The sequence below is a fragment of the Variovorax sp. AC103 genome (genome assembly GCF_979254005.1).
Window position 1 is genome coordinate 45064 of record NZ_CEEDFC010000009.1, and the last position, 23841, is coordinate 68904.

Annotated in this window: 24 protein-coding genes and 1 riboswitch; of the genes, 2 read left to right on the plus strand and 22 right to left on the minus strand. The window is 69.8% G+C overall.

Annotated elements, in window-relative coordinates; all coding sequences use genetic code 11:
* Window positions 1-8: 8 nt before the first annotated feature.
* From AC0IYU_RS14840 to AC0IYU_RS14910, 15 genes are all read right to left on the minus strand, one after another.
* Entirely contained in the window at window positions 9-365 is a 357-nt protein-coding gene (locus tag AC0IYU_RS14840) for a (2Fe-2S) ferredoxin domain-containing protein (protein WP_435440061.1), read from the minus strand.
* Window positions 362-1351: a precorrin-3B C(17)-methyltransferase gene (gene cobJ, locus AC0IYU_RS14845; RefSeq protein ID WP_472118070.1), complete on the minus strand. Its 990-nt coding sequence runs from the start codon at window positions 1349-1351 to the stop codon at window positions 362-364. The genes AC0IYU_RS14840 and cobJ overlap by 4 nt, the downstream gene beginning before the upstream one ends.
* 71 nt (window positions 1352-1422) lie before the next feature.
* Complete coding sequence (locus AC0IYU_RS14850) at window positions 1423-1827, minus strand: cobalamin biosynthesis protein (RefSeq protein WP_472118073.1); 405 nt, start codon at window positions 1825-1827, stop codon at window positions 1423-1425.
* On the minus strand, window positions 1824-2561 hold the full coding sequence (locus tag AC0IYU_RS14855; RefSeq protein ID WP_472118076.1) for a cobalamin biosynthesis central domain-containing protein: 738 nt from the start codon (window positions 2559-2561) through the stop codon (window positions 1824-1826). The genes AC0IYU_RS14850 and AC0IYU_RS14855 overlap by 4 nt, the downstream gene beginning before the upstream one ends.
* Window positions 2551-3348, minus strand: coding sequence for a precorrin-2 C(20)-methyltransferase (gene cobI / locus AC0IYU_RS14860; RefSeq protein ID WP_472118079.1), 798 nt, complete (start codon window positions 3346-3348; stop codon window positions 2551-2553). Before cobI ends, AC0IYU_RS14855 begins: the two co-directional genes overlap by 11 nt.
* Window positions 3345-4652, minus strand: a complete 1308-nt coding sequence (cbiE, locus tag AC0IYU_RS14865; protein ID WP_472118082.1) for a precorrin-6y C5,15-methyltransferase (decarboxylating) subunit CbiE — start codon at window positions 4650-4652, stop codon at window positions 3345-3347. Before cbiE ends, cobI begins: the two co-directional genes overlap by 4 nt.
* 14 nt (window positions 4653-4666) lie before the next feature.
* Complete coding sequence (locus AC0IYU_RS14870) at window positions 4667-5770, minus strand: cobalt-precorrin-5B (C(1))-methyltransferase (protein WP_472118085.1); 1104 nt, start codon at window positions 5768-5770, stop codon at window positions 4667-4669.
* Complete coding sequence (locus AC0IYU_RS14875; RefSeq protein WP_472118088.1) at window positions 5767-6456, minus strand: precorrin-8X methylmutase; 690 nt, start codon at window positions 6454-6456, stop codon at window positions 5767-5769. The genes AC0IYU_RS14870 and AC0IYU_RS14875 overlap by 4 nt, the downstream gene beginning before the upstream one ends.
* Window positions 6453-7448, minus strand: coding sequence for a sirohydrochlorin chelatase (locus AC0IYU_RS14880; RefSeq protein ID WP_472118091.1), 996 nt, complete (start codon window positions 7446-7448; stop codon window positions 6453-6455). The genes AC0IYU_RS14875 and AC0IYU_RS14880 overlap by 4 nt, the downstream gene beginning before the upstream one ends.
* Entirely contained in the window at window positions 7445-8302 is an 858-nt protein-coding gene (gene cobM / locus AC0IYU_RS14885; RefSeq protein ID WP_472118095.1) for a precorrin-4 C(11)-methyltransferase, read from the minus strand. The genes AC0IYU_RS14880 and cobM overlap by 4 nt, the downstream gene beginning before the upstream one ends.
* 154 nt (window positions 8303-8456) lie before the next feature.
* A riboswitch (cobalamin riboswitch) is annotated at window positions 8457-8718 on the minus strand.
* Window positions 8719-8779: 61 nt separating this feature from the next.
* Window positions 8780-9610 carry an SDR family NAD(P)-dependent oxidoreductase gene (locus AC0IYU_RS14890; protein ID WP_472118098.1) on the minus strand — a complete coding sequence of 277 codons (831 nt, stop codon included), beginning with the start codon at window positions 9608-9610 and terminating at the stop codon, window positions 8780-8782.
* Between the two features lie 25 nt (window positions 9611-9635).
* Entirely contained in the window at window positions 9636-10055 is a 420-nt protein-coding gene (locus AC0IYU_RS14895; RefSeq protein WP_472118101.1) for a MaoC family dehydratase, read from the minus strand.
* A 10-nt stretch (window positions 10056-10065) separates the two neighbouring features.
* Entirely contained in the window at window positions 10066-10506 is a 441-nt protein-coding gene (locus AC0IYU_RS14900; protein WP_472118104.1) for a MaoC family dehydratase N-terminal domain-containing protein, read from the minus strand.
* 10 nt (window positions 10507-10516) lie between these two features.
* Entirely contained in the window at window positions 10517-11701 is a 1185-nt protein-coding gene (locus AC0IYU_RS14905) for a lipid-transfer protein (RefSeq protein WP_472118107.1), read from the minus strand.
* Between the two features lie 52 nt (window positions 11702-11753).
* A complete protein-coding gene (locus AC0IYU_RS14910) occupies window positions 11754-13313 on the minus strand; it encodes a long-chain-fatty-acid--CoA ligase (RefSeq protein WP_472118110.1) in 1560 nt (519 codons plus the stop codon).
* Between the two features lie 110 nt (window positions 13314-13423).
* Between AC0IYU_RS14910 and AC0IYU_RS14915 the strand changes: the two genes are divergently transcribed.
* Both AC0IYU_RS14915 and AC0IYU_RS14920 read left to right on the plus strand, forming a co-directional pair.
* Window positions 13424-14461, plus strand: a complete 1038-nt coding sequence (locus tag AC0IYU_RS14915) for an AraC family transcriptional regulator (protein WP_472118113.1) — start codon at window positions 13424-13426, stop codon at window positions 14459-14461.
* 69 nt (window positions 14462-14530) lie between these two features.
* Window positions 14531-15106, plus strand: coding sequence for a GbsR/MarR family transcriptional regulator (locus AC0IYU_RS14920; RefSeq protein WP_472118116.1), 576 nt, complete (start codon window positions 14531-14533; stop codon window positions 15104-15106).
* A 19-nt stretch (window positions 15107-15125) separates the two neighbouring features.
* Here the strand turns inward: AC0IYU_RS14920 and cydX are convergent, their stop codons facing one another.
* The 7 genes from cydX to AC0IYU_RS14955 form a co-directional block, all read right to left on the minus strand.
* Entirely contained in the window at window positions 15126-15275 is a 150-nt protein-coding gene (gene cydX, locus AC0IYU_RS14925; RefSeq protein ID WP_435442607.1) for a cytochrome bd-I oxidase subunit CydX, read from the minus strand.
* 14 nt (window positions 15276-15289) lie between these two features.
* Window positions 15290-16444: a cytochrome d ubiquinol oxidase subunit II gene (gene cydB, locus AC0IYU_RS14930; RefSeq protein ID WP_472118119.1), complete on the minus strand. Its 1155-nt coding sequence runs from the start codon at window positions 16442-16444 to the stop codon at window positions 15290-15292.
* Window positions 16441-18066 (minus strand): cytochrome ubiquinol oxidase subunit I, encoded by a 1626-nt coding sequence (locus AC0IYU_RS14935; RefSeq protein ID WP_472118122.1) that lies wholly within the window; start codon window positions 18064-18066, stop codon window positions 16441-16443. The genes cydB and AC0IYU_RS14935 overlap by 4 nt, the downstream gene beginning before the upstream one ends.
* Window positions 18067-18108: 42 nt before the next feature.
* On the minus strand, window positions 18109-19848 hold the full coding sequence (gene cydC, locus AC0IYU_RS14940) for a thiol reductant ABC exporter subunit CydC (protein WP_472118125.1): 1740 nt from the start codon (window positions 19846-19848) through the stop codon (window positions 18109-18111).
* Window positions 19845-21539, minus strand: coding sequence for a thiol reductant ABC exporter subunit CydD (gene cydD, locus AC0IYU_RS14945; protein ID WP_472118128.1), 1695 nt, complete (start codon window positions 21537-21539; stop codon window positions 19845-19847). The genes cydC and cydD overlap by 4 nt, the downstream gene beginning before the upstream one ends.
* Window positions 21540-21696: 157 nt before the next feature.
* Window positions 21697-22809: an acyltransferase family protein gene (locus tag AC0IYU_RS14950; RefSeq protein ID WP_472118563.1), complete on the minus strand. Its 1113-nt coding sequence runs from the start codon at window positions 22807-22809 to the stop codon at window positions 21697-21699.
* A gap of 56 nt (window positions 22810-22865) precedes the next feature.
* The gene (locus AC0IYU_RS14955; RefSeq protein WP_435440084.1) at window positions 22866-23828 is read right to left on the minus strand and encodes an NAD(P)H-dependent flavin oxidoreductase; all 963 of its coding nucleotides are present in this window, start codon (window positions 23826-23828) and stop codon (window positions 22866-22868) included.
* Window positions 23829-23841: the final 13 nt, after the last annotated feature.

Consider the following 23841-nt stretch of genomic DNA (forward strand, 5'->3'; position numbering starts at 1 on the left):
GCACCCTCTCAGCCGTCCTCGCCCGCCCCCAAGCCAGGCCCCTGGTGAAACACCAGGTCTTCCACCACCACCCCGCCGACCAGGTGCTGGGCCACGATGCGGTCCATGTTCTCGGGCGTGACGTTGTAATACCAGGTGCCGTCGGGCTGCACGCACATCACCGGCCCGCCCTTGCAGGCCGCGAAGCAGCCCACGCGGCTGCGCTTGACGCGCAGTTCCCCCTCGTTGAGCCCCGCCGCCTTGAACTTGTCGCCCAGGCTGTCGAACAGGTCCTGCGAGGCGCCGTCGGGGCTGCAGCGCGGGCCGGTGCAGACCAGCAGGTGGCGCTTGTACACGCCGATCTTCGGTTTGACGACCTCGGTCATTCCTGTGTTTCCTCTGCCGGTTCCAGCGGTGCGGCCACGGCCGGCTGCGCCTCGACCGGTGCGGCAAGCACGGCCTCGATGTAGTCGGCCGGCAGGCGGTGCTGCGCCGCCAGCGCGGCAATGCTGATGCCGTCGGCGTGGTCGGCGCGCAGGTTGGTCATCCAGCCCAGCAGCCCGGTGGACAGCGAACGGCCGGGCTTCTCGCCGCTGCGCGTGCTGCCGCCGTCGTCCAGGTCGTACTTGTTGGCATAGCCGCGCGGCGTGACCATCAGGCCGTGCTGCAAAAAGGTGTGGCTGTTGCCGATGAGCACGGTCGTCAGCATGCCGATGTCGCACTCGCTCATGTGGGCCAGCGTGGTGAACTCGATGCGCTCGCGCCGGCGGTAGGCCGACTTGACCACCGCCACCGGGGTGTCCGCCCGCCGATGCCGCAGGAACAGTTGCTGCGCCTGCACGATCTGCTGGGTGCGCCGCCCGCTCTTGGGGTTGTAGAGGGCCACCACGAAGTCGGCCGCCGCCACCGCGTCGAGCCGCCGGGCAATCACCGGCCAGGGCGTGAGCAGATCGCTCAGCGAGATCGAGCAGAAGTCGTGCGTGAGCGGCGCGCCCACCAGCGCCGCGCAGGCGTTGATGGCCGACGCGCCGGGCACCACCTCCACGGCGATGTCGGAGTCCGGCGTCCAGCCGGCCTGGAACAGCACCTCGTAGGTCGGGCCGGCCATGCCGTACACGCCGGCATCGCCGCTGGAGATGAGCGCGACCTTCTTGCCCTCGCGGGCGCGCTCGAGCGCGTTGACCGCGCGGTCGAGCTCTTCGGTCATGCCCTTGCGGATCACTTCCTTGCCTTCGAGCAGGTCGGCGACCAGCTTGATGTAGGTGCTGTAGCCGACCACCACGTCGGCCTCGGCGATGGCGGCCAGCGCGCGCTGGGTCATGTGGTCGTGGCTGCCGGGGCCGATGCCGACCAGCGAGATCTTGCCGCTCATGGGGTCGGCACGCGGCGCGTGGGGTGTGCGGAGGCGTTCATTGCGGGTTCCGTTCGGGGGTTGATGTGGGTTCAGGACATGCGCGCGATCGAGATCGTCGCGTGGCGCCCGTCGGCGCCGCGGTGTTTGTGCTTCGGCACGACCAGCGCCGTCATCGGCAGGCCGCCGCCGGCCAGCAGCGCGGCCGCCTCGCTGACCGAGGGCGTGCCGGTGTGCCTGCGCACCGTTTCCGACGGATGCGGCACGGGCACCTGCGCCAGTTGCGCGGCGGGGTAGAAGTGCATCGCCCAACTGTGTGCTGCGGCCAGCGCCAGCAGGCCCGGCTCGTCGGCCTTCAGGTCGATGCTGGCCGCCGCGGCCACCTGTGCCAGCTGCGCGCCGATGCCGGCCAGCGCCTCGTCGAGCGCCTGCTGCAGCGTGGCCTGCGGCGTGCCGCGGTCGCATCCCAGGCCGATGGCATAGCGCACCGGGCTCATTGCGGCGGCCGGTACACCACGAGGCGCTCAGCCAGCGCGCTCCAGCGCTCGGCGCTCACCTCGGCCAGCGTGATCCACAGCACGGCCTTGAAGCGCGCGAGGTCGACCTCGTCGAAGCGCGCGAACCGGTGGATGTTGGCCGGCAGGGGCGTCGGGCGGGTCCACCAGTCGGGGCTGCCGGCCTCCTGCACCACCGCGATCGGCTCGCCGTTCACCACGTGGGCCGAAACCCGCGTGATGTTGATCTTGGGCGCCTCCACCTTCCAGCCGAGCTCGCGCCCGAGGATGTCCACGGGAATGGTCTTGCCCACGTCCGACGCGGTGGTCAGCACGGCGGTCGCGCCCAGCAGCGCGGCGACCTGCTCGGCCATGGCGTTGGCGCCGCCCACGTGGCCCGACAGCACCGGAATCACGAACTGCGCGGCGTCGTCCACCACCAGCACGCCCGGGTCCTCGTCCTTGCTCTTGAGGTGCGGCGCAATCAGGCGCACCACGGCGCCGAGCGAAACGAAGAACACGACCTGGTCGAAGTCCGCGAACAGCGCGGCAATTTCGTCGCGAAACGCGCCCGCATAGGCGCGCACGGGGTTGGGCAGCCCGTCCATGAGCGGCGCGAACTTATCGGCCACGCACACGCTGGCCTCGGGCAGCAGGCGCGCCAGGCCGGCCGTTTGTTGCGCGCCATGCTTGGTGATGGCCACGAGCACCACGCGGGGTGCGGCTTCATTCGTCATTCGGGGATTCCTCTTCGATTTCAGTGCTGGTTTTCTTGCGGCAGCCGCGCACCAGCTCGCCGCGTTCGCGGCCGGGGTTCTTCACCAGCAGCAGCGACAGGTAGTTGACCTTGGTGCCCTTCAGGCTGGCCACGTCGTGCACGATGCGCTCCACCGGCGAGCCGGCCTTCTCGATGAAGCGGCTGTGTTCGAGCAGGCCGCGCCGCGCCAGCAGGTCGATCAGGTCGTCGAGCAGCGGCTTGACCTTCATGAGCACCAGCGTGTCGAAGTCGTCGAGCATCTTCTCGACCGCGGCAATGCCGTAGGCCGCGGGCACGATGGCCACGGTGTCGTCCTGCTCGGACAGCGGCAGTTGCAGCCGTGCGCAGGCCGCGTTGAAAGAGGTGACGCCGGGCACCACCTCGATGCGCGAGGCCGGGTCTAGCGCGCGCAGCACGCGCGCCAGGTAGCAGAAGCTCGCGTAGGTAGAGGCGTCGCCCTCGACCAGGAACAGCACGTCCTGACCGGTCGCGAGCATCGCCTGCACGGTCTCGGCGGCCTTGAGCCAGTGGCGCGCAAGCTTCTCTGCGTCGTGCGTCATCGGGAACAGCAGGGCCTGGTGCTGCGCGGGTGTCGACAGGCCGGCGCGCAGCGCGATGTCCAACGCGTAGCTGTCTTTGCGCAGGCTGCGCACGGGGTAGGTCCAGATGGCGTCGGCGCGCATCAGCAGCGACCACGCGCGGCGCGTGATCAGGTCGGGGTCGCCGGGGCCGAGCGACACGCCGTGGAGCATGCCGGGCGCCGTCATGCCGCGGCTCCCGTCTCGGGGATGGCCACGGCTGCCTGCGCGCAGACCAGCCACACCGGGTTCTCGGCCGCCAGCCGGTGCATGTGCAGGATCGGCTTGCTGCGCGAGGCCTGCAGCTGCAGCACGTCCCAGCGCGCGCCTTGCGCCTTCAGTGCCTCGACCGCGCCCGCGAGGTTCTCGATGGTCACGAAGTTCATCACCAGCCAGCCGCCCGGTCGCAGGCGCCGCAGCACCAGCGCGATGAGCTCGGCCAGCTCGCCACCGGAGCCGCCGATGAACACCGCGTCGGGGTCGGCCCACGCCGCCAGGCCCTCGGGCGCCTTGCCGTGCACCAGGCTGTGGTTGCTGATGCCCATGGCCTGCCGGTTGCGCGCGACGATGGCGCTGTCGTCCGCGTTCTTCTCGATGGCGTACACGTGGCCGCGCCAGCACAGCCGTGCGGCCTCGAGCCCGACCGAGCCGGAGCCCGCGCCGATGTCCCACACCACGCTATCGGTGCGCAACTGCATGCGCGCGAGCGAGACGGCGCGCACCTCGTTCTTGGTGATCAGGCCCTTCTCGGGATGGCGCTGCTCGAAGCTGGCGTCCGGCAGGCCGAACAGCACCTGCGGCGCGCGCAGCCGGGTGCGCCAGAGCAGCACCACGTTGGGGTCGGCAAAGCGCATCTGCGCCGCGGCCGTGATGCGCATGCCGCTGACCACGCGCTCCTCGGGCTGGCACAGGCGCTCGGCCACGGCCATCTCGACGTCGTCGGCCAGGCCTTCGGCCACGAGCATGCGCGCGATGCGGTCGGGCGTGTTGTCGGGGCTGGTGAGCACGGCCAGGCGGTCGTGCTGGCGAATGTCGCGCAGCAGCGCATACAGGCCGTGCGCGGGCGGCGAGCCCGGCAGCCAGTCGCCCGCGTCCCTGGCGTGCACGGAAGCGAACTTCATCTCCTGCCACGGCAGGCCGAGGCGCGCACAGGCCAGCTGCAGCGTCGACACGTTGGGCAGCACCTCGATCGCCTCCAGACACAGGCGCGCCGCCAGGAAGGCTGCAATGCCGTGGCACAGCGGATCGCCGGTGGCCAGCACCACCACGCGCCGGCCCTCGGCCTGCGCGGCGCGAATCCATTCGGGCACCTGCGCCAGGCCGCCGGCCAGGTCGCGCTGCACCGCGTCGGGTGCGATGTGCGCGGCGAACAGGGCCAGGGTGCGCGCGGCACCGATCACCAGTTGCGCGCGCTGCAGATGCGCCAGCGCGCTGCGGCCGAGGCTCGCATCGCCGTCGTCCAGCACGCCGAGGATGCGGCATTTGTTCGTCATGTTGTCGTCGGTGTTCAGGGGGCCTCCGCGATCTTTCGACCTTCAAAGTCGCAGACCAGCACTTTCAGTTCGAACTGGTCGGGGTAGCGCGTGCGCAGCGTCTGGATGACGCGCTGCGCAAGCGCCGTGTGAAAAGCCGTGCCGAGCCCCAGTGCGTCCATGCGCTCGCCGGCGTAGCGCGCGGTCTCGTTGGCGCGGATCGCGTCGCACACGTCGCCCGGCGCGCCGAGCCCTGCCGCCAGGTCGGCGAGCAGGCCGGTGTCGACCTCGGCGCGGCCGGCGTGAGTGATGGTCTCGCCCTGCGCGATCTTGGTGAGCTTGCCGACCATGCCGCCGATCACGACCTTCCTGATCCCGGCCTTCACGGCCGCGCCCATCGCATAGCGCAGGAAGTCTCCCATCTGCACGAAGGCCGGCTCGGGCAGCTCGGGCATCTCGGCCATCACGAACTTCTCGGTGCGCCCGCCGGTCGTGAGCACGACCACGCCGTGGCCCAGCGTGCCGGCCACCTGCACGCCCTGCACCACGCTCGCGCGGTAGGCGGCGGTGGAATAGGGCTTGACGATGCCGGTGGTGCCCAGGATGGAAATGCCGCCGAGGATGCCCAGGCGCGCATTGAGCGTTTTCTTGGCCATCTCCTCGCCCTGCGGCACGGAGATGGCCACCTCGAGGCCGACTTCGTCGAGCAGCGGCGTGCCCACCGCGCGCACGTTCGCCTCGATGTTGCGGCGCGGCACCGGGTTGATGGCCGGCCCGCCGACGGCCAGGCCGAGCCCCGGCATGGTGACCGTGCCCACGCCGACGCCGCCCTTCAGCAGCACCTGCCCCGCCAGTTCGGGCAGCACGCGCACGTCGGCGGTGAGGTGGGCCTTGTCGGTGCAGTCGGGGTCGTCGCCCGCGTCCTTGATGACCATCGCATGCGCATGCGCGAGCGCGCCGTCGACGCGGCCGTCCTGCACCGCGAAGCGCACCAGGTCGCCGTTGGGCAGCAGGCATTCGACCTCGTCGGGCACATGGCCTGTGACCAGGCCGATCACCGCCGCGCGCGCCGCCGCGGCCGAACACGCACCGGTCGTGAAACCGGTGCGGGTGCCGCGGGGCGCGCCCTTGTCCATCATGCGGTGTGCTCGCGCGCCTCCGCCAGGCCCAGCAGCGCGTGGATCGCGGCCACCACCAGCGTGGAGCCGCCCTTGCGGCCGCGAATCACGACCCAGGGCACGCCGGCTTCGAGCGCCATCAGGTCCTTCGACTCGGCCGCCGAGACAAAGCCGACCGGCATGCCGACCACCAGCGCGGGCCGCGCACCTTCTTCATGGACCAGCCGCACGATCTCGATCAGCGCGGTGGGTGCGTTGCCGATGCCGACGATCGCGCCGTCGACCAGGCCCAGGCGGTGGGCCTTGCGCATGGCCTGCACGGCGCGCGTGGTGCCTTCGGCCTTGGCCTGGTCGATCACGTCCTCGTCGCTGATGAACTGGTGCGTGCCCATGCCGAAGTGGGCCAGGCGCGGGGCCGAGAGGCCCACGCAGATCATCTCCACGTCGGCCACCACGCGGCTCTCGCGCGAACGGATGGCGGCGATGGCGGCGTCGACCGCGTCGGGGTGGAAGTCGGTCAGGCCGTTGAAGTCGAAGTCGGCGTTCGCATGGATCATGCGGCGCACCACGGGCCACTGGTCGGCGGTGTAGGGGTGCGACGTGACCTCACGGTCGATCACCGCGAAGGAGTCGTGCTCGATGGCGCGGCCGGCCGCGGTGAGCTGCTCGGTGACGACGTTGGCCGCCATGGAAGTCGTCGGATTCATCGCAGTGCCGGCGCCGTGCCGTGCGCGTGGTCATGCGCATGTTCGTGATCGTGCGGATGCGGATGCGGATGCGGATGCGGATGCGGATGCGGATGCGCGTGCGCGTGCGCGTGCGCGTGCGCAGGGTCGTCGCCATGGCTGTGCGGCACGGCATCGTCATGGTGGTGGCCGCCCAGGCCGTGTTCCACCGCGAAGTCGCGGAACTTGCAGCCGTCGCAGGGCATGAGCGCGATCGGCGCGCCGCGCCGCAGGTCGTTCACGCGCTGCTCCAGCAGCGCGAAGATCTCGGGCTCGAAGCCGAAGTACCGGGTCGAGACGAAGCGGATCGTCGGGTACTGCGCCTTCAGGTTCTCGACCTGGCGCGCGATGCGCTCGACCAGCGTGCCGTTGAACAGGTAGTAGGGCAGCACCACCACCTGCTTCATGCCCTGCAGGCTCTGGCGCTGCACGGCCTTCTCCAGGCGCGGGTAGGTGATGCCCGTGAAGGCAAGGTCCACCAGCTCGTGGTCGGTCTCCTCCAGCAGCCAGCGCGCCATCTTCGCCATGTCGCCGTTGGCCTGCCGGTCCGACGAGCCCCGGCCCAGGATCACCACGCCGGTGGTGGTCGGGTCGGGCATGTCGAGCGCCTGCATCGCGCCCTTCAGGCGGCGCCGCAGGATCGCCAGGATCGGGTCGCAGGCCGTGAGGTGCGGCGCATACAGGAACTGCACCATCGGGAACTTGAGCCGCGCACCGTCGATGGCCTGCGGAATGTCCATCTTCACGTGGCCCGCCGCATTGAGGATGAGCGGCACCACGACCACGCGTTGCGCGCCCTCGGCCGCGCGGCGCAGCCCCTCGCTCATCGTGACTTCGGAGAACTCGATGAAGCAGACCTCGATGCGCCAGCCCGGTTGCCGCTCGCGCCACTGCGCCGCGAAGGCCTCGATCTCGTCGTTGCCGGATTTTTCGCGCGAGCCGTGGCCCACCAGAAGAATGGTTTCGGTGCTCATGGGGTGTCCTGCAGGAGGGTCTGGACGGGAACGCTCGCGCGCCGGAAGCGGTGCGTGAAGCTCGCGTCGTAGAGTTTGGATTTGGCCAGCGTGGTCCATTGCCGCGCGCCCAGCGTGGGGCTCGCGATGATCATCGACTGGCTCACGATGCGGGCCTCGCGGCACAGCGCCTGGATGGTGGCGACCGTGCCGCGCACGATCTTTTCCTCGCCCGGCCAGCTCGCCTTGTGGACCACCACCACAGGGGCGTCGGGCGACCAGCCGGCGACCGTCAGCGCGGCCGTGACCTTGCCCATGAGCGTGATGCTCAGGAAGATGCACAGCGTGCTGTGGTGCGCGGCCAGCGCCTCCAGCGACTCGCCTTCGGGCATCGGCGTGCGGCCCTCGACGCGCGTGAAGATCACGGTCTGCGTGACTTCGGGCAGCGTGAGGCTCTCCACCGCCGCCGCCGCAGAGGCCATGGCGGAAGACACGCCCGGCACCACGCCGATCGGTACGCCCGCCGCATCCAGCGGCTGCACCAGCTCGATGAGCGCACCGTACAGGCCCGGGTCGCCGGTCTGCAGGCGCACCACGGTATGGCACCGCGCGGCCTGCGCAATGAGCCAGGCGGACATCTGCTCGAGCGTCATGTCCTTGCTGTCGGCAATCGCGCAGTCGGGCGGCGCCCAGCGCGTGGCGGCTTCGCTCACGAGCGAGCCCGCGAACAGGATGGCCCCGGCGCGTTCGACCAGGCCTCGGCCCTTGACGGTGATGAGTTCCGGGTCACCCGGACCCGCGCCGACGAACCAGACGGTTCCCGGCGTGCACGCTCCCTGCGGAGCGCTGCTTGGAGCGATGGCTCGCTCGTTCATGATGTTTCCTCCGCGCCCGCCGCGCGACTGATGGTCGTTACGACCCGGCGGGAGGGGGAAATCGGGAGGCGTCAGCGAATGCTGTTCTGGCGGATGACCTGATGCATCGAGCCGGACGCAATGCGTCGCCCGCCGATCCTCGCCCACCGCAAGGTCATGCGCTGGTCGTCAGGCCGGTCTCCGGGCTCGCGAGCGGAGGGCCATCGGCTCTCCTGCAAAGACCGCCTTCCCGTGCCGTTCGTGACACAGTGGCGTGGGACCGGATCCCGGGGTCTTGCTTCTGACTCGCTTACCGTTGCGGGGGCAGCGTCGGCATGGCGCGGTGTTCTCCACCGCCGCGCACCGACTTCCCGTTTCACCCTGGCCGCCCCGCCGTTTCCACGGGGCGCCAGGACACCTGACAACGCGGGCGGAGTGTATCAGCCGCATGCGGCGACTTGCCCCGCAAGGCCCTGCCCTCGCCGCCCGGCGGCGCGCTCAGATGCCGGTGAGCCCGCCGGTGCACATCAGCGTCTGGCCGCTCACGTAGTCGGACTCCGGCGCGCACAGCAGGTACACCGCGCCGGCCGCTTCTTCGGGCGTGCCGCCGCGTCCCAGCGGAATCGACTGCTCCATCATCGCCAGCAGCCCGGGGTTGATGCCGACCTTGATCTCGCGGCCCTCGATGTTCGCGGTGGAGGCCTGCGCAGTGCTCGCGGTCAGCCGCGTCTGGATGAAGCCGAAGGCCACGCAATTGACCGTGACGTTCATGCGGCCCCACTCCTTGGCCAGCGTCTGCGTGAGCCCGACGATGCCGGCCTTGGCGGTCGAATAGTTGGCCTGCCCCGCGTTGCCGAAGAGGCCGGCCACCGACGAGATGTTGACCACCTTGCGCACCACGCGTTGCCCTGCTTCGGTCTCTGCCTTCGACAGCGCACGGATCACCGGCTGCGCCGCGCGCAGGATGCGAAAGGGCGCCGTGAGATGCACGTCGATCATCGCGTACCACTGCTCGTCGGTCATCTTCTGCACCACGCTGTCCCAGGTGTAGCCGGCGTTGTTGACGACGATGTCCAGGCCCTTGTATTCGCTCACCGCCGTGCCGACGAAGCGCTCGGCGAAGTCCGGCGCGGCCACGCTGCCGACGCAGGCCACGGCCTCGCCGCCCGCCGCGCGAATGGCCTGCACGGTGTCTTCGGCCGGCTCGGCATCGAGGTCGTTGACGACGATGCGCGCGCCTTCGGAGGCGAGCTTCAACGCGATGGCGCGGCCGATGCCGCGGCCTGAGCCGGTGATGAGGGCGACCTTGCCGGCGAGTTTGGGTGTCATGTCTCTTGTCTTTCCTGAAGTGATGTCAGCGCAGCGCCACCAGCGCCTCGCCCGCGATGCGCGCCTGCCCGTACTGGTTGGCGCTGAGCACCTCGATGCGCACGCAGGGCTCGCCGTTGTGCTCGAGCTTCTCGACCACGCGGCCGGTGCAGCGCACCGCGTGGCCCAGGTGCGTGATGCCCTGGAAGCGCACGTCGAAGCGGCGCAGCTGCGACTGCGGCGCCCATTGCGTGAGCAGGCGGCCGAGCCAGGCCATGCCCAGCATGCCCTGCGCGAACACGTCGGGCATGCCGGCCTTGCGCGCGAAGTCGGTGTCGATGTGAATCGGGTTGTGGTCGCCCGAGGCACCCGCGAACAGCGCGAGTGCGGTGCGGTTCACCGGCGGCAGCTGCAGCGCGGGCAGTTCGTCGCCGACTTGAACGGCGTCGTGGGTCAGGGCCTTCATCGGTGTTCCTTCAGTGGCGGCAGACGATCACCGCGCGCAGTTCGGCGACCAGCTCGTCGCGCTGGTTGGTGGCGCGCGAGGTCTTCACGACGAATTCGAGCGCGCCGTTCTTCTTGTCGTAGATGTCGGTGATGGTGGAGCGCACCGTCACCGTGTCGCCCACGCAGGCCGGGCGGTGGTAGCTGAAGCTCTGCTCGCCGTGCAGCAGTTTCGACAGCGGAATCTGCAGGTCGGCGAGCAGCCGGTCGGACGCGCCCGAGTCGAGCTCGGCCGCGAACAGGAACGTGGGCGGCGCGGGCAGGTCGGGGTAGCCGGCGTCGCGCGCAGCGGCGGCATCGGTGTAGAGGGGGTCGGTCTCGCCGATGGCCTTGGCGAAGAACTGCAGCCGCGTGCGCTCGATGGGCAGCACCGAGGGCGGCAGTTCGTGGCCGATCCATTTCTTGTCGATCATGGGGCGGCCTTCACACGCGTTCGTACAGCGTGACCACGCACGCGCCGCCCAGCCCGAGGTTGTGCTGCAGCGCGAGCCGCGCACCCTCGACCTGGCGCTTGTCGGCCGTGCCGCGCAGCTGCTGGACCAGCTCCGTGCACTGCGCCAACCCGGTGGCGCCTAGCGGGTGCCCCTTCGACAGCAACCCGCCCGACGGGTTGGTGACCACCCGGCCGCCGTAGGTGTTGTCCCCGTCGAGCACGAACTTCTCCGCGCCGCCCACCGGGCACAGGCCCAGCGCCTCGTAGCTCAGCAGTTCGTTGTGCGCGAAGCAGTCGTGCAGCTCGACCACGTCGACGTCCTGCGGGCCGACGCCGGCCGCGTCGTACACCTTCTGCGCAGCCTCCTGCGCCATGCTGAAGCCGACCACCTCGCGCATGTCGCGGCTCTCGAAGGTGATGGGCCGATCGGTGGTCATGGCCTGGGCCTTGATGCGCACGCTGCGGTCCAGGCCGTGGCGCTCCGCGAAGCGCGGCGAGCACACGATGGCCGCGGCCGCGCCGCAGGTGGGCGGGCAGGCCATGAGCCGCGTCATCACGCCGGGCCACATGACGGGCGCGGCCATGACCTCGTCTTCGGTGACCACCGTGCGAAACAGCGCCACCGGGTTGTTCGACGCATGGCGGCTGGCCTTGGCGCGGATCTTCGCGAAGGTGGACATCTGCGTGCCGTACTGCTGCATGTGCGCCAGCCCCGCGCCGCCGAAGTAGCGCAGCGCCAGCGGCACCTGCTCGTTGCCGACGAGTTCGTCGGTGATGTGCTCGAACTGGTCGAAGGGACTGGGCCGGTCGTTGAACACCGCGCCCAGCGCGCCCGGGCTCATGTGCTCGAAGCCCAGCGCCAGCACGCAGTCGGCCGCGCCGCTGGCCACGGCCTGGCGTGCGAGGAACAGCGCGGTCGAGCCGGTGGAGCAGTTGTTGTTGACGTTGACGACCGGAATGCCGGTCATGCCCACCTCGTACAGCGCGCGCTGGCCGGCGGTGGAGTCGCCGTACACATAGCCCACGTAGGCCTGCTGCACCAGCTCGTAGCCGATGCCGGCGTCTTTCAGCGCGGCGTTCGTGGCGTGGCTGGCCATCTGTGGATAGGGCTGGTTGGCGCCCGGCTTGGTGAAGGGGATCATGCCGACCCCGACCACGTAGACGTCTTGACTCATTGGAATGGCTCCTGGAGTTGATGGGTTGAAAGAAACGATTGCCGGCCGCGGCTCAGGCCACGCTGCGCTGGCGGTCCTGCCAGAACGGTTCGCGCAGCCTGGTCTTCAGCACCTTGCCCGCGCCCGACAGCGGCAACGCGTCGGTCACGGCCACGCTGCGCGGGCATTTGTAGTTGGCGATCAGCGTCTTGCAGTGCGCGATCAGCTCCTCGGGCCGGATGCCCTGCCCCGGCTTGAGCACCAGCACCGCGTGCACGGCCTCGCCCCACTCCTCGCTGGGAATGCCGATGACCGCGCAGGCCGCCACCGCGGGATGCTGGTTGATGGCGTTCTCGACCTCGGCGGAGTACACGTTCTCGCCGCCGCTGATGATCATGTCCTTCATGCGGTCGACCACGAAGATGAAGCCGTCGTCATCCATGTAGGCGCCGTCGCCGGTGTGCATCCAGCCGTCGCGCAGGGCGGCCGCGGTCTGCTCGGGCTTGTTCCAGTAGCCCTGCATCACGTTGGGGCCGCGCACCGCCACCTCGCCCACGGTGCCGCGCGGCACCTCGGTGCCGTCGGCATCGACGATGCGCACTTCCATGCACACGCTGGCGCGGCCGGCCGCGCGCAGCTTGCCGGTCTTGCGGCCCTCGACCGTGTGGAAGAACGCCGGGTGCAGCGTGGCGATGGGCGACAGCTCGGTCATGCCGTAGGCCTGCACGAAGTCCACGCCCGGAAAGGCTTCCATGGCGCGGTTGAGCACCGCCTCCGAAATGGGCGATGCGCCGTAGGTGATGCCCTTCAGGCTGCTCAGGTCGCGCGGCTTGCGCATGGCCGGGTGGTCGACCAGCATCTGGATCATGGTAGGCACCAGCAGCAGGCTGGTCACGCGGTCGCGCTCGATGGCGTCGAGCACGCCTTCGGGCGTGAACATGGGCAGGATGGCATGCGTGTTGCCCGTGAACCAGTGCGGCGTGGCCAGCCCCATGTCGGCCAGGTGGAACATGGGTGCCGCATGCAGGTAGCAGCCGCCGGCCGGGGCCAGGCCCTCGGCTTGCGCGGCCAGCGCCGAGCTGCAGATGTTGGTGTGGCTGAGCATCACGCCCTTCGGAAAGCCGGTGGTGCCGCCCGTGTAGAAGATGCCGGCCAGGTCCTCGCCGCGGCGCACCGCGTCGGGCACCGGCGCCGTGGTGTCGATCAGGGCCTCGTAGCCATGCATGCCGGCGGGCACGGCGCCGTCGCCGCAGTAGATCACCTCGCGCAGGCTCTTCGACTGGCCGCGCATCTGCTCGACCACCGCGCGGAAGGTCTCGTCGACCAGCATGATGATGGAGCCCGAGTCTTCCAGCGAGTAGAGAATTTCGGCGGGCGACCAGCGGATGTTGCAGGGGTTGAGCACGCCGCCGCCCCAGGGCACGGCCATCTGGTATTCCAGGTATCGGTCGGAGTTGAGCGACAGCATGGCGACGCGGTCGCCCGTCTGCATGCCGAGCCCCTGCAGCGCGCCGGCCAGGCGCGCCACGCGGTCGGCAAAGTCGCGAAAGCTGCGTGCGCGGCCGGCAAAGCGCACGGCAATGGCATCGGGGCGCTGCTGTACGGCCCGGTGAAGGCCCTGGGTGAGGTACATGGGTTTGTCTCCATCTCGTTCTTGTGTAGGCGCATGGTAGAAATCCGGCCACTGCCCGGCGATTGCACTTCGCTTCGATCGCATGGCAGAAAACGTCAATCGACAGACACATGCTGCAACCGCCAGTGACCATTCCGATTGCCTTCGTGCAGGGCATGCTGTCGGGCGTTCGCGCGCGGGGCGATGCGGCGGCGGTGTGCATCGACACCGCCCTGGAAGACGCGGGCATCGCGCCCGCGCTGCTGGGCGAGGTGGGTGCGCGCGTCACGGCCGAGCAGTACGTGGCGCTGTTCGCGCTGCTGATGCAGCGCATGGACGACGAGGCCCTGGGTTTCCTGTCGCGCCCGCTGCGCTGCGGCAGCTTCGCGCTGATGACGCGCTCCACGCTGGGCGCGCGCACCTTCCGGGTGGCGCTGCGCCGCGTGGCCCACACCTTCGGCCTGCTGCAGGACGACCTGTCGCTGGTGCTGCTGCGCGAAGGCCCGCTCGCGGGCTTCGGGCTGCGGCTGAACCACCCGCCCGCCACCCACCAGAACTTTCTGCACGAGCTGATGCTGCGCGTGTACTGGCGGCTGTTCGCATGGCTGCACGGCGGGCGGCTGGTGGCGCGCCGCTTCGACTTCGGCTTTGCGCTGCCGCCCTATGCCGACGGCTACGCCAAGGTGTTTCCGGGGCCGCTGCAGTTCGGCCAGCCGCTGTCGGCCGTGTGGTTCGACGCCGGCGCGCTCGACACGCCGGTGCACCGCGACGCGCAGGAAATGCAGGCCTTCCTGGCCGCGTCGCCGGCCAACGTGATCCTGCCGCGCATGGCGGAACAGGCTGTGAGCGCGCGGGTGCGCGCGGTGCTGCAGCAGCACCGGCCGGCATGGACCGACCTGGCGACCGCGGCGAACGTGCTGCACATGTCGGTGAGCACGCTGCAGCGGCACCTGGCGACCGAAGGCACGTCGTTCCAGTCGCTGAAGGACCAGCTGCGGCGCGACCTGGCCATCGTGCGGCTCAACACCAGCACCGTGCCGCTCGCGGTGCTGGCAGAAGAGCTGGGCTTTGCGGACAGCGCGGCGTTCCAGCGCGCCTTCAAGGCGTGGACCGGTGGCGCGCCGGGGTCGTACCGGCGGCGGATGCTGCCTGCGGCCCCATCTGACTGAGCTGGAATGCGTCGGCGCGAGTTTTCAGAAGCTACCGGAACTCCAGCAATCTCGCGCGACAATTCGCGCATGGCCACCGCATCCGAACTCCCTCCCCTCAACCGCCAGTTCGTCGCCCACTTCGGCGAGATGGGCAGCAAGTGGGGCATCAACCGCACCGTCGGGCAGATCTACGCGCTGCTCTTCCTCTCGCAGCGCGCGCTCAATGCCGACGAGATCGCCGAGCTGCTGGAGTTCTCGCGCTCCAACGTCAGCATGGGCCTGAAGGAGCTGCAGGCGTGGCGCCTGGTGCATCTGCGCCACCACGCGGGCGACCGGCGCGAATACTTCGAGGCGCCTTCGGACGTGTGGGAAATCTTTCGCGTGCTGGCCGAGGAACGCCGCCGCCGCGAGATCGAACCCACGCTCTCGATGCTGCGCAACGCGCTGCTCGAGTCGCCGACGAGCGACGCCGAGCGCCACGCGCAGGAGCGCATGCGCGAGATGCACGACCTGATCGACCGGCTCATGACGTGGTTCGACGATGTGCAGCGGCTCGCGCCCGAAACCGCCATGAAGCTCATGGGGATGGGCGCGACCGTGACGAAGGTGCTGACGCTCAAGGACCGCATCACCGGCGGCGGAGCGTCGAAAAAGAAGCCTTGAGAAGGCCCCCGGGCGAACGCTAGAGCCTCTCCTGCCCTTGCGCGGGCTCGGGCGTGTCGAACTTGGCCTTGCGCACGGCGTCGTCGTCCATCAGTTCGTACCACATGGCGTTGAGTACGGCGAAAGCGGCTGCCAGCGGCAGGCCAAGAATCCAGGCGAAGTACCACATGTCTTTTTCTCCGTTCAGTACGCGTGTCCGCTCTCGTCGCGGATCGCTTGTTCGTCGACCTTGCCCCACAGCACGTGGTAGACCCAGCTGGTGTAGGCCACGATGATGGGAATGAAGAACGCCGTCACCACCAGCATGATGAACAGCGTGAGGTGGCTCGACGACGAGTCCCACACCGTGAGGCTGGCACGCGGGTCGATCGACGACGGCAGGATGAACGGGAACATCGACGCGCCCACGCTCAGGATGATCCCGGCGATGCCGAGCGCCGCGGTGAGCAACGCCAGCACCGGACGGCGCAGCACGAGTCCGAGCAACGCACCCAGCGCGCCGACGAAGCCGAGCACGGGCGCGGCCAGCGTCCAGGGGTGCGCCGCGTAGTTGGCGGTCCATGCGCCGGCATGCAGCTCGACGGTCTTGAGCATCGGATTGGACGGGCCCACCGAATCGACCACGCTGCTGATGCGGTAGCCGCCGATGCTCGTCGCGAGCAGCACGCCCGCCAGCGCATACAGCGCAACGGTGAGCACCGAGGCGACGATGCCGAAGGTGCGCGCACGCTCGGCGACCGGCCCCGCCGTCTTGAGCAGCAGCCACGAAGCACCGTGCATCACGAGCATGGCCACTGACACCAGCCCGCACAGGATGGCGAACGGGTTCAGCAGGCCGAAGAAGCCGCCGTCGTAGAAGATGTGCATGTCGGGGCTGAAGCGGAACGGCACCCCCTGCAGCACGTTGCCCACGGCCACGCCGCAGATCAGCGCCGGCACGAAGCCGCTGAAGAACAGCACCCAGTCCCAGCGCGCGCGCCATTGCGGCGACTCGCGCTTGCTGCGGAACTTGAAGGCCACGGGCCGCAGGATCAGCGCCGTGAGAATCACGAACATCGCCAGGTAGAAGCCCGAGAAGGACACGGCGTACAGCTGCGGCCATGCGGCAAAGATGGCGCCGCCGCCCAGGATCAGCCATACCTGGTTGCCCTCCCACACCGGTCCCACGCTGTTGATGACGACGCGCCGCTCGATGTCGTTGCGCGCCGCAAAGGGCAGCAGCATGCCGCTGCCCAGGTCGAAGCCGTCGGTCACCGCAAAGCCCACCAGCAGCACGCCGATCAGCAGCCACCAGATGAAGCGCAGGGTGTCGTAGTCGAGGAGTGTGTGAAGAGTCATGCAGCGCTCCCGGTGGCAGAAATGGCGGCAGCTGCAGTCGGGCTTGCATGCGCCGGCGGAACGTGCGAGTGCATGTCGCCTTCATCGGGCGCATGCTCCGCGTCGGGTCCCTTGCGGATGGCCTTGAGCATCAGCTTCAGCTCGATGACTAGCAGCACGGTGTAGATGGCGACGAAGCCCGCGATCGTGAGCAGCAGCGTCTTCACGCCCAGGTTCGACACGGCCACCGCGGTCGGCAGCACGCCTTCGATCACCCAGGGCTGGCGGCCGAACTCCGCCACCAGCCAGCCGGCCTCGATGGCCAGCCACGGCAGCGGAATCGCGAGCACGGCGAGCTGGAGCAACCAGCGGTGGCTGTCGAGCTTGCGGCGCGCGGAGAGCACGAGGAAAGTGCCCGTCAGCAGGATCAGCAGCATGCCGATGCCCACCATCACACGGAACAACCAGAACAGCGGCGCCACCTGCGGCACGGTGTCCCATGCGGCCTTGGCGATCTGCGCGTCGGTGGCGGTGCGCGGGTCGTCCACGTAGCGCTTGAGCAGCAGCGCGTAGCCCATGTTGATGCCGTTGTCCTCGAAGTCGCCGCGCACGCCCTGCGTCACCTTGTCCGCTCCGCCGGCCTCGCGGATCTTCTGCAGCGCGTCGTAGGCCTTGAGGCCTTCGCGGATGCGTGCTTCGGCGCGCTTCACGAGCTCGTCGATGCCGGGCATCACGGTGTCGAGCGAGCGCGTGCCGATGAGGCCCATCACGCCCGGAATGTGAATGGCGTAGTGCGTCTCGCGCGCCTCCTGGTCGGGAAAGCCGATGACGGTGAAGGCGGCGGGCGCGGGCTGGGTTTCCCACATGGCCTCGATGGCGGCCAGCTTCATCTTCTGGTGCTCGCCCGAGAGATAGCCGCTTTCGTCACCGAGCACCGCCACCGACAGCGCGGCGGCCAGGCCGAACGAGGCCGCCACGGTCATCGAGCGCTTGGCCAACTGGATGTGGCGCCCCTTGAGCAAATACCACGCCGACACGCCGAGCACGAACACGGCCGCGCACACATAGCCGGCCGACACGGTGTGCACGAACTTGGCCTGCGCCACCGGGTTGGTGAGCACCGCGGCGAAGTCGGTCACTTCCATGCGCATGGTCTGCGGGTTGAAGGCGGCGCCCACCGGGTTCTGCATCCAGCCGTTGGCAATGAGGATCCACAGCGCCGAGAAGTTGGAGCCGATGGCCACGGCCCAGGTCGCGGTGAGGTGGCCCACCTTGGAGAGCTTGTCCCAGCCGAAGAAGAACAGCCCCACGAAGGTCGCCTCCATGAAGAAGGCCATGAGCCCTTCGATGGCCAGCGGCGCGCCGAAGATGTCGCCGACGTAGTGGCTGTAGTAGCTCCAGTTCATGCCGAACTGGAACTCCATCACGATGCCGGTGGCCACACCCATCGCGAAGTTGATGCCGAACAGCACGCCCCAGAACTTCGTCATGTCGCGCCAGATCACGCGCCCGGTCATCACGTAGACCGTCTCCATGATGGCGAGGATGACCGAGAGCCCGAGCGTGAGCGGCACGAACAGGAAGTGATACAGCGCCGTCACGGCGAACTGCAGGCGCGAGAGCGCAACGATGTCGAGGTCCATGGGATCTTCCTTTTGTATTTCCTGTTTTCTTGTTCTCTGAAATCAGTCGGGGCGCAGGTTGCGCAACGCGGCGTCGAAGGCCTCGCTGCCGCGCCGCAGGTCGGCCACGATGCGGCCCTGTGCCATGCACACGAGGCGGTCGGCCAACGCGGCCTCGCGGCGCAGGTGCGTGGCGATGAGCAAGGTGCGCGCGCCGGCGTGCTGCGCCAGGCGCTGCAGCACGTCGTGCGCGGTGGCGGCGTCGAGCGCTTCGGTGGGTTCGTCGAGCAGCCACAGCGGCACCGGGCGCAACAACAGGCGGGCCAGTGCGAGGCGGCGCGACTGGCCGCCAGACAGGCCGAGGCCGCCTTCGCCCAGGCGCGTGGCCAGGCCCGCCTTCATGGCGCGCACGTCGGCGTCGAGGCCGGCGGCGCGCAGTGCGGCGTAGAGCTGCTCGTCGGTGGCTTCGGGGTCGGCAAGGCGCAGGTTGTCGCGCAGGCTGTCCTGGAAGAGTTCGGTGCGCTGGGTCAGCAGGCAGGCGAGTTCCGCGCGCGCATGGCCGGCGTGCGGCGTGATTTCACCGGCAACGACGGCGAGCAGCGTCGACTTGCCGGCGCCGCTCGCACCGATCAGGGCCACGCGCTCGCCGGGGGCCAGGCTCAGCGACACGTCGCGGAGCACCGGGCTGCGGCTGCCGGCGTGCGCGAAGCTCACGCCCTGCACGCGCAGCGCGAAAGCGCCTTCGTCCTGGCGCACGGCCTCGTCGTCATGCGGGTCGTCCTCTGCGTCGTCCTTCGAGTCGTTCTCTTCGGTCATGCGCGGCGCAAGGCGGCGAACCGCCAGCCAGGTGCGGCCCGCATCGAGCGCGCCACGGCGCAAGGCCGCAAAGGGTTCGGTGGCCGTGAGTGCAACGAGCAGCGCAAGCGCGGCAGCGGGTGCGCCGATGACGCCTTCGCCAGCCAGCGCGCCCACCGCGAGCAGCACGCCGACCAGCGTCAGGGTGCCCGCGCTGCCGTACGCGAAGCCGGCCGCGGCTTCCAGCTTGTTCAACGCCAGGTCGGCCTTGGCGAGGTGCATGTCGGCGTTCATCAACGCGTCGCGCTGGGCGTCGATGCGGCCTGCCATCACCAGGTCGGTCTGGCCCGCCACGAGGTCGACGGCGCGTGCGCGCAACGCCTCGATGGCATGCGCACGCCGCAGGGCCGGGCGGCGCGCGCTTCGTGCCACGACAAAGGCGATGCCCCAGCCGACGGCCACCAGCCAGCCCCCGAGCGCGAGGCCCACGCCGAGGTGCATGAACCCCAGCATCGCGCCGGCGAGCAACGCCGCGCCCAGTGCCGCAGCGGCCGGCACGAACAGGCGCAGGTAGAGCGACTCGAGTGCGTCGATGTCCGAGGTCAGGCGAAACAGCAGGCGGGCCGGCCGCATCAGCAGTTCGCGCGCCGCGCCGGCCTTCGCCCAGCCGCGGAACAGGCGCACGCGCAGCGCGGCAAGCACCGCGAAGCTCGCGTCGTGCGTCACCAGGCGTTCCCCGTAACGCGACGCGGTGCGGCCCAGCGCCAGGAGGCGAATGCCGGCGGACGGCATGAACACATCGAAGGTGAAGGCCGTGGCGGCGTGCAGCCCGGCCAGCGCGGTCGCGGCGATGAACCAGCCCGAGAGGCCGAGCAACGCCATGCCGGCGAGCACCGTGAGGGCCGCGAGCAGGCACCCCAGCAGCAAGGGGCGCGGCTGCGCGGCGAGGAAGGGGCGCAGCACGCGGCGCAGGTCGCGCCAGTCGGAAGCGGCTCGGGCGGTCTTCATGCGGCCTGCTCCATCGTTTCAGCGACCAGGCTCACCGTGCGGTGCATGCGCGCGGCAAGCACCGGGTCGTGCGTGGCGACGATCAGGGTCTTGCCGCGCGCCAAGGCCACCAACGCGTCGGCCACGCGGCCGGCGGTCTCGGTGTCGAGGTGGGCCGTGGGCTCGTCCACCAGCAGCAGGTCGGCGTGGCGGTGCACGGCGATGCGTGCCAGCGCGAGGCGCACGGCTTCGCCGCCCGAGAGGCCCTGGCCGCCTTCGCCCAGCGCGACGCCGGGGTGCGCCTGCACCACATCTTCGAGCGCGGCGAAGCGCATCGCGGCGGCCACCTGCGGGGTGTCGACGCCCACGCGCCCCAACGCCACGTTGGCCGCGACCGAGCCGGCGAAGACGTGCGGCGCCTGCCCCAACCACGCCATGCGCTGGCGCAAGGCGGCCACGGTGCGGTCGCCGAGCGCCACGCCGCCGATCGAAATTTCGCCGCGCCGTGCCGGGACCAGGCCCGCGATCAGCGACAGCAAGGCCGTCTTGCCGGAGCCGCTGGGGCCCATCAGCGCGACATGCTCGCCGGCGGCAATGCGCAGTTCGAACCCGTCGACCACCTCTTGCGGCTCGCCCGGCCAGGCAAAGTGCAGGTCGCGAATGACGAGCGCCGGTGGCGCCGTCTTCGGGCCTGCGGCGATGCGGGTCAGCGCGGCGGCGGTGCCGGCGCCAGGCAAGGGCAGCCGCTCATGCTGCAGCTGTTCGAGCGATTGCAACGCCGCCTCGCCCGCCGCCCGGTCGTGCCAGACAGCCGACAGCTCACGCAGCGGCTCGAAGAAGGCCGGCGCCAGCAGCAGCACGAACAGCCCTTCGCCCAGGCTCAGTTGCCGCCCCCACGCGCCGAAGCCGAGTGTGCCCAGCAGGTGAAAGCCCACATACACCGCCACCATCGCGACGCCGAGCGCCGAGAAAAGCTCCAGCACCGCGGACGACAGGAACGCGATGCGCAGCACCGCCATGGTCCGGCGGCGCAGCGACTGCGCGGCGTCGCCCAGGCGCAGCGCCGTGGCGTCCACCGCGCCGAGCGCGCGCAGGGTGGCCAAGCCCCGGAGCCGGTCGAGCAGGAACGCGTTCATGCCGCCCATCTCCACCATCTGCGCCTCGCTCGCGGCCTTGGCGCGCCAGCCGACGATGGCCATGAAAAGCGGAATGAGCGGCGCCGCGAACAGCAGCACCAGCGCGGCCACCCACGAGAAGGCGGCTACCCCGCACAGGATGAACAGCGGCACCACGGTCGCGCGCCAGCGCGCCGGCTGGTAGCGCACGAGGTACGGCACCAGCGCCTCGGCCTGCTCGGCGAGCACGCTGGCCGCCAGGCCCGAGGGCGCACGGTCGCGGTCGAGCGGCGACGCGCCCGCCAGCGCCGCCGCCGTCTGCGCGCGCAGCGCGGTGAGCTGCGCCCTGACGCGGCCGAAGGTTCGGCGCGAGCCCCAAGCCTCGCAGCCCGCACGCAGCAAGCCGAGCAGCAATATCGCGCCGGCCGGCCACAGCACGGCTGAAAAGCCTTCGCCAGACGCCAGCCCCTGAACCGCCGTCGCGAGGAACGCGGCCTGCGGCAGCCAGAACAGTGCGGCCGCGCCTTGCACCACGCCGCCCACGTCGGGCGACGCGAAAGCCCGCAACGGCGAACGGGAGGGCGAGTGCTTGGTCATTCCTTGGTTTCGTGTATTTTCAGTAATTACTGAAATCTCCACGATCATACCGAAGAGACGGAACCACTTTAAGAGCCAGGGGACTGCGCGTTGCGGGGCCCTGAAGCGCCCCGTTGAGAAAAATCAAGTCACGGCGCCGCAGCGGGCGCCGGGCCGTTCAGAGCGAGACGGCGAGACCGCTGACGAGCAGCGCGGCAAACAGCATGAACACCGCACGCCACGACGCTGGCCGCACTTCCACCCAGCGGTACAGCAGCGCCGCGGCCACCACAGACAACCCGAAGGTCGCCACCAGCCCCGCCGCGTCGAACCACGCACCGTGCGGCCCCGCGTTGGCAACCGCCGCGTTCATGGCGAGTAGCACCGGAAAGTGAATGAGGAACAGCGAATACGACATGCGCCCCAGACGCTGCAGCGGCACGGCCAGCGCAGGCCAGTGCGGCGGCGAAAGCCAGTGCCGGCGCTGCGCAACCGCCAGCAGCAGCGCCGTGACCAGCGCGGTGGCGATGCGGCTGCGCCAGTCGATGGCCAGCGCGCCCGCACCCACCAGCCCCAGCAGCGCGATGGCGCTCTGCCAGGTGCTGAAGCGCGTGGCGCGCCCGATCCAGAACACCAGCATGCCGAGGCCGTAGGTGCCGAAGAAATAGAACGCGGTGTCGTCCAGTCCCGCATTGCGGTTGAAGAGCGCCAGCGAGGCCACCGCCAGGCCGACCACCAGCGCCACCGGCAACCAGCGCGCCCGCAGGCCCGGCGGCGCGGCGCCGCTCGAGCGTTGCAGCAAGGTCGGCAGGCCGACCAGCGCCAGCGCCAGCGCGAACAGCTGGAAGTCGATGGCCACGTACCAGACGCCCGTCGACAGCGACTCGTAGCCCAGCAGGTCCTGCAGCAGCAGGCCGTGCGCCACCAGCTGCCCGAAGGTCGGCGACGCGGGCACGATGTCTTCGTCGAGCCATGGCCGCACCACCGCGGCCACCAGCACGCACACCGTGAGCGCGGCCAGGTAGGGCATGACGAGCCGACCGTAGCGCTGCAGGATGCGCGCCACCGGCCGCTCGCCGCGCAGCATGCCGTCGGGCGCGAGGCTGGCCGCCGCGAGGAAGCCGGCGATCACGAGAAACACCTGCACCGCCAGCCGGCCCTGGTCTGCCAGCCAGGCAAAGAGGTCGGGCGCGAGCGCGTACGCGCCGGCCGGCATGGGGCCGTAGCGCGAAAGATGGTGTCCGACGATCACCGCGCAGGCGATGCCCTTGGCCGCGTCGAGCAGCGGCATGCGCCCCAGCGAAGACGACGGCGCGACGGCAGCCGCCGCGCCGCTCGCAACGGCGCTCAAAGCGCCAACCGTTGCCTTGCTTCCTGGTATTCGCGCTTGAGCTTCTCGATGAAGGCCGCGGCGCTGGCCACTTCGGTGACGGCGCCGATGCCCTGGCCCGAGCCCCAGATGTCTTTCCAGGCCTTGGCCTTGCTGCCTTCGCCGCTGGCGAAGTTCATGGTCTTGAGGTCGCCTTCGGGCAGGTTCGCGGGGTCCATGCCGGCGGCCACGATGCTGGGCGCCAGGTAGTTGCCGTGCACACCGGTGAACAGGTTGGAGTAGACGATGTCGTCCGAGTTGCCGTCGACGATGGCCTGCTTGTAGTCGTCGCTCGCACGCGCTTCCTCGGTCGCGATGAACGCGGTGCCGATGTAGGCGAAGTCCGCACCCATGGCCTGCGCCGCGAGCACCGCGCCGCCGGTGGCAATGGAACCCGACAGCGCGATGGGGCCGTCGAACCACTGGCGGATTTCCTGCACCAGCGCGAACGGGCTCTTCACGCCCGCATGGCCGCCGGCACCGGCCGCCACGGCGATGATGCCGTCGGCGCCCTTCTCGATGGCCTTCTGCGCGAACTTGTTGTTGATGATGTCGTGCAGCGTCACGCCGCCGTAGCTGTGCACGGCGTCGTTCACGTCGGTGCGCGCGCCCAGCGAGGTGATGACGATCGGCACCTTGTACTTCACGACCATTTCCATGTCGTGCTCCAGGCGGTCGTTGCTCTTGTGCACGATCTGGTTGATGGCGAAGGGCGCGGCGGGCTTGTCCGGGTTGGCCTTGTTGTAGGCCGCGAGTTCTTCGGTGATCTCGATCAGCCACTCTTCGAGCTGCGCCGCGGGGCGTGCGTTGAGCGCGGGCATCGAGCCGACCACGCCGGCCTTGCATTGCGCGATCACGAGCTTGGGGTTGCTGATGATGAACAGCGGCGAGCCAATGATGGGCAGCGGCAGGTTCGCGAGGACAGGAGGGAGCTTGGACATGTTGTCTCCGGAT